Here is a 4,377-nt window from a genome sequence, read left to right as displayed (position 1 = left end):
CATCCATACTTACTTGTCTGGAATAATAAAGAAGCAATACTCTTCATTATTACTGCAATATTAATCGGATTTGGCCAGATCATTACTGATCGTTCTACTTGGCAGCGTATCTATTTAATTGAACCCGCTAAAATCCGTTCCACTTTTTGGTTAACAGGAACTCTTTTGGGAACAATTCCTCTAGCTCTTTCAGCAATGACACTAATCTCGATCTTTGATCAAAGATATCAGGATTCATACTCATTGCTTTTTCAACTGATACCGAAAATTGATTCTGTTCCACTGGTTGTTTTAATTATGTTATTCTTTTTTGGAACTTTTACTACTACTGCAAATGCAGAATTACATGCTACAACAGTTCTTATTGTTAAAAACTGTCTAAATGATTCAAAAAAATTGACGGCTCGCCAACTTTATCAATACTCATATCTTATTTCTGGTCTTCTATGTCTTGTACTATTAATAATTAGTTCTACTATAGCACCAAGTTTACATCAACTTCTTTTCTTTTTCGGAAAGCTATATGCAGCTCTTATTCCAGTTATGCTTTGGGTAGTTTTCAGCAAGCGTCAGATATCATATCTTATCCCTTACAGTGCCTTGATCGGATGGTTAATTAGTATATTGTTTTTTTCTACTGCTGGGCCTCTTTTATCAATTTGGATCAGTTTTTCTATTTCTCTAGTCTGTGGGTTTTTCCTAATGGCTGTTGATGCTATTGTAAAAAGGGATACTCAGGGGTAAAAGCCGAACCTATAAAATTTTAAGGTGCGGCTTTTAATATTATTTTGTTAGTTCAAGAAATTCATTAATATCATCCACACAGAGTTGAACGGCTTTTTCCCAAAACTCATTTGTGGATAAGTCTACCTCCAAATGTTTCTTCGCTAAATCCTCTACTTTCATTGAAGCTGTGTCTTTCAATAACGCAATATACTTTTCTTCATAATCCTTTCCTTCCTCTAGAGCACGTGCATAAATGCCAAGTGAGAAAAGATAGCCAAAGGTATATGGGAAATTGTAAAATGGAACACCGGTAATATAGAAATGAAGCTTAGAAGCCCAAAATGTCGGATGATATTCTCCTAGCGATTGACCATAGGCTTCTTTTTGGGCGTCCTCCATTAGCTCATTTAATCTCTCTGTACTAACTGTTCCATTTTTGCGCTCTTCATAGAATCGAGTTTCAAATAAAAATCTCGCATGTATATTCATTAATAAGGCAACTGTTCTTTGAATTTTATCCTCGAGCAGGGCAATTTTCTCTTGTTTGGTTTGCGCTTTTTTAACAGCTGCATCAGATACAATCATTTCTGCAAGGGTAGAGGCTGTCTCCGCAACATTCATCGCATAGTTGCGGTTTAATAAATGTAAATCCCTTATGGCATAGGTATGAAAGCCATGCCCTAGTTCATGGGCTAACGTGGATACATTTGAAGGTGTACCTGAATATGTCATAAAGATTCTGGACTGGCTGCTCTCAGGAAAATACGTATGAAAACCTCCTGGAGATTTCCCGGGCCTGTCTTCTGCTTCGATCCATTTTTCTTCAAATGCCATTTTAGCAAATTCGGTCATCTCATCACCAAAATGCGAGAAATTTTTTAGAATAAATTCAGCACCTTCTTGATAAGAAAGCTTCGATTCCGTATTGTTGATTGGAGCATCTAGGTCATACCAGTTTAATTTTTCAACCCCAAGCAGTTCTGCCTTTCTGTTTAGAAATTTTACAAGAGGTTCTTTATTTTTTGAAATAACATCCCACATTGTATCGAGTGTTTCTTTGTCCATTCGATTAATCGCTAAAGGTTCCTTTAGCACATCCTCCCAGCCTCGTTGCTTATATACATTTAGCCTGAAGCCTGCTAAATGATTTAAAACCTTAGCTAAATAATCTGATTGCTCCTGCCAGGCTGTTTCCCATTTTTTAAAGATGTCTTTACGGATTTCTCTATTAGGGCTAGAGAATTTATTAGCAGCCTGCCCTACAGAAAGGGATTTTACCTCATTGTCTTCTTGAAAAGGGATTTTTATTTTTCCTACGATAAGATCATAAAACTGGCTCCATCCATGATAGCCATCAACCCCTAGAGCATTAATTAAGCTTTCTTCCTCTTTAGATAATTTCTCGGCAGCTGCCTCTCGGCGTTCTGTTAAGACAAATGATAGTTCCTGTAGGTTCTGATCCTGCAGCAATTCCTCCCAAACGGTTGAGTCGTAGCTCGTTAATTTTTCATCAAATACGGTTAAAACGTTTTGAAAGCTTGCACTTAGCCCAGTGATTTTTGCCCGGTGTTCACCCGCTTTCTTATCACTTGTATTTTGGGCCTGCAGACAACTGACAAATGCTCCGGCTTCACGCAGCTTCTTTGTTGCTATTTGAAAGCTTTCTATTAAGTTAATTAATGATGTTTTATCTGAAATTGAATTTGTTGTTTCCCATGTATGTACTTGTAAGCCAAATTCATTAATTTTCTCTTCTGTTGTATGTAAATGCTGAGCAAAAGCCTCTGAAGAGCTGCCGCCTTTAAAGAAAACATCTAAATCCCAAATAGTTGAATAGGTTGTTGCTGTCATTCTTTTTCCCCCTTTTCATTCAATAATTTTATTATAGGTTAACTTTCCAAAAAGTTCTATTAATCAGAAACACTAACATCAACATAAAAATGAGGGCAATTAAGCCCTCATTTTTATAATGATGTTAGCCAATTAATGTTTTAACAGCAGCCTGAGAAAAAAAAGAACCCGAAGAAAATAAGGAATAAGACTAGAAGAACAATAGCTAGCGCTAACCAGAATCCCCCGCCGCCATAGTACGGGACAGGAGGAGGATAAGCAAATGTATACGGATAACCAAATGGCATTTTGATTCTGCCTCCCTTTTTACCTTCTATTTTTATGGTATGATTTTCATGAAATACTCGTATAGGCAATAGTATATTCATGGAAAAAAGGGGTTAAAAATAATAGCTCTGAGATAGTAGCAGCAGGGAAATATTTATCAAATTTCCAAAATCGGGACGAATCCTTTGCTTCTCTAATATAATATCCGTTAATATTGGAAGGGATTTATCTCTTATCTTATTAATTTGCAGTTGGAGTGAACGACATGACCATATCGATAAGAATAAAAAAACATTTAACATTTTTAGCATTTGCTTTTGCATTAGTTGCATCTGGCTGTTCAGCCGATGAACAGAAGCAGCCTTTAAAAAAAGAAGAGCCTGTTGAATCTGTCACCTTCGAGTTAAAAAAAGCAGCGCCTCAGCGATTAGAGCAGATTTATGGGTTAGGATATCCGGGAAATGATACAGGACTTTATATTGCCTCGCAAGAAGGTTTAAAAGTATTTTCTAATGGCGGATGGTTAGAAGGAACCTCCGAAAAACATGAATATATGGGATTCCAGGCAACAGAGGATGGATTTATGGCGAGCGGCCACCCTGAAAAAGGATCTGATCTTAAAAACCCCCTCGGCTTAGTATACAGCCAAGATAAAGGAGCAACTCTAGAAAAGCTCGCTTTCTACGGTGAGAGTAATTTTTATTTTTTATCTGTAAGTTATAACGGAAAGGTAATTTATATCATTAATCAGGAAAAAAATTCACAAATAGAGCCTGGGGTATTTATATCCGAAAATGAGGGGAAATCGTGGGAACAGGTTCAACTAAATGGACTAGATGCAGACACACTAGGAATGATTGCTGCCCATCCAACGAATAACAGCTTAATGGCGATGTCAACTAAAAGTGGAATATTTTATTCTAAAGATCAAGGAAAAAATATGATTAAAGTTACTGATCCTATCATGTCAACTGCCTTGGCCTTTTCAGAAGACAACCTATATTATTCATCTGTTGAAAATAATAAGGTCCTTTTTTATAAAATGAACATCCATACATTGGAAGCTGAGCAAATTATTATACCATTTTTAAGCTATGATAACCCGATTACGTTTATTTCTGTTAATCATAAAGATCAAAACACCCTTTCATTTTCTACTTATTTAAATGATGTTTATGAAACGTTTGATGGGGGTCAGAATTGGAAATTAGTTCTAAAGAACGGCAGAATTGAATAAGTCAAAAAAAGCACAATCACTAGCATTAAATCCATAAATGCAAGTGATTGTGCTTTACCATTTTTATTAGCTATTTTTTCGTTTCTCCTTTTCCTTCTCTGCACGATAAAATTCATGAAACATTTTCATTAAAGCTCTTTTTTCAATTCTGGACACATAGCTTCTGGAAATGCCTAATTCCTTGGCAATTTCCCTTTGAGTTTTTTCTTTTTGCAGGTCTAGACCAAACCGGCCCACAATTACTTCCTTTTCTCTATCATCTAATACCCCTATATATTCCTTTACCTTTTCAAGCT

General features: G+C 36.1%; 4 protein-coding genes and 1 pseudogene. 2 read left to right on the top strand and 3 right to left on the bottom strand.

Features of this window, described 5'->3' with window-relative positions; genetic code table 11:
* Nucleotides 1-744, top strand: a pseudogene (locus tag V7164_RS24905) (hypothetical protein); the annotation flags it as partial.
* 39 nt (nucleotides 745-783) lie between these two features.
* On the opposite strand, the gene V7164_RS24900 reads toward V7164_RS24905, so the two are convergent.
* Both V7164_RS24900 and V7164_RS24895 read right to left on the bottom strand, forming a co-directional pair.
* Nucleotides 784-2,577: a M3 family oligoendopeptidase gene (locus tag V7164_RS24900; protein WP_335355561.1), complete on the bottom strand. Its 1,794-nt coding sequence runs from the start codon at nucleotides 2,575-2,577 to the stop codon at nucleotides 784-786.
* Nucleotides 2,578-2,717: 140 nt separating this feature from the next.
* Complete coding sequence (locus V7164_RS24895; protein ID WP_335355560.1) at nucleotides 2,718-2,864, bottom strand: hypothetical protein; 147 nt, start codon at nucleotides 2,862-2,864, stop codon at nucleotides 2,718-2,720.
* 245 nt (nucleotides 2,865-3,109) lie between these two features.
* On the opposite strand from V7164_RS24895, the gene V7164_RS24890 reads away from it, so the two are divergent.
* Nucleotides 3,110-4,081, top strand: coding sequence for a F510_1955 family glycosylhydrolase (locus V7164_RS24890; RefSeq protein ID WP_335355559.1), 972 nt, complete (start codon nucleotides 3,110-3,112; stop codon nucleotides 4,079-4,081).
* A 66-nt stretch (nucleotides 4,082-4,147) separates the two neighbouring features.
* Here V7164_RS24890 and V7164_RS24885 read toward each other — a convergent pair.
* On the bottom strand, nucleotides 4,148-4,377 hold a 230-nt coding region (locus V7164_RS24885; RefSeq protein ID WP_335355558.1), incomplete at its 5' end, for a sigma factor-like helix-turn-helix DNA-binding protein.

Origin of the sequence: Bacillus sp. JJ1474, assembly GCF_036965225.1 — a bacterium.
Lineage (GTDB): Bacteria > Bacillota > Bacilli > Bacillales > Cytobacillaceae > Cytobacillus.
This window is presented reverse-complemented; position numbering and strand designations above follow the sequence as displayed.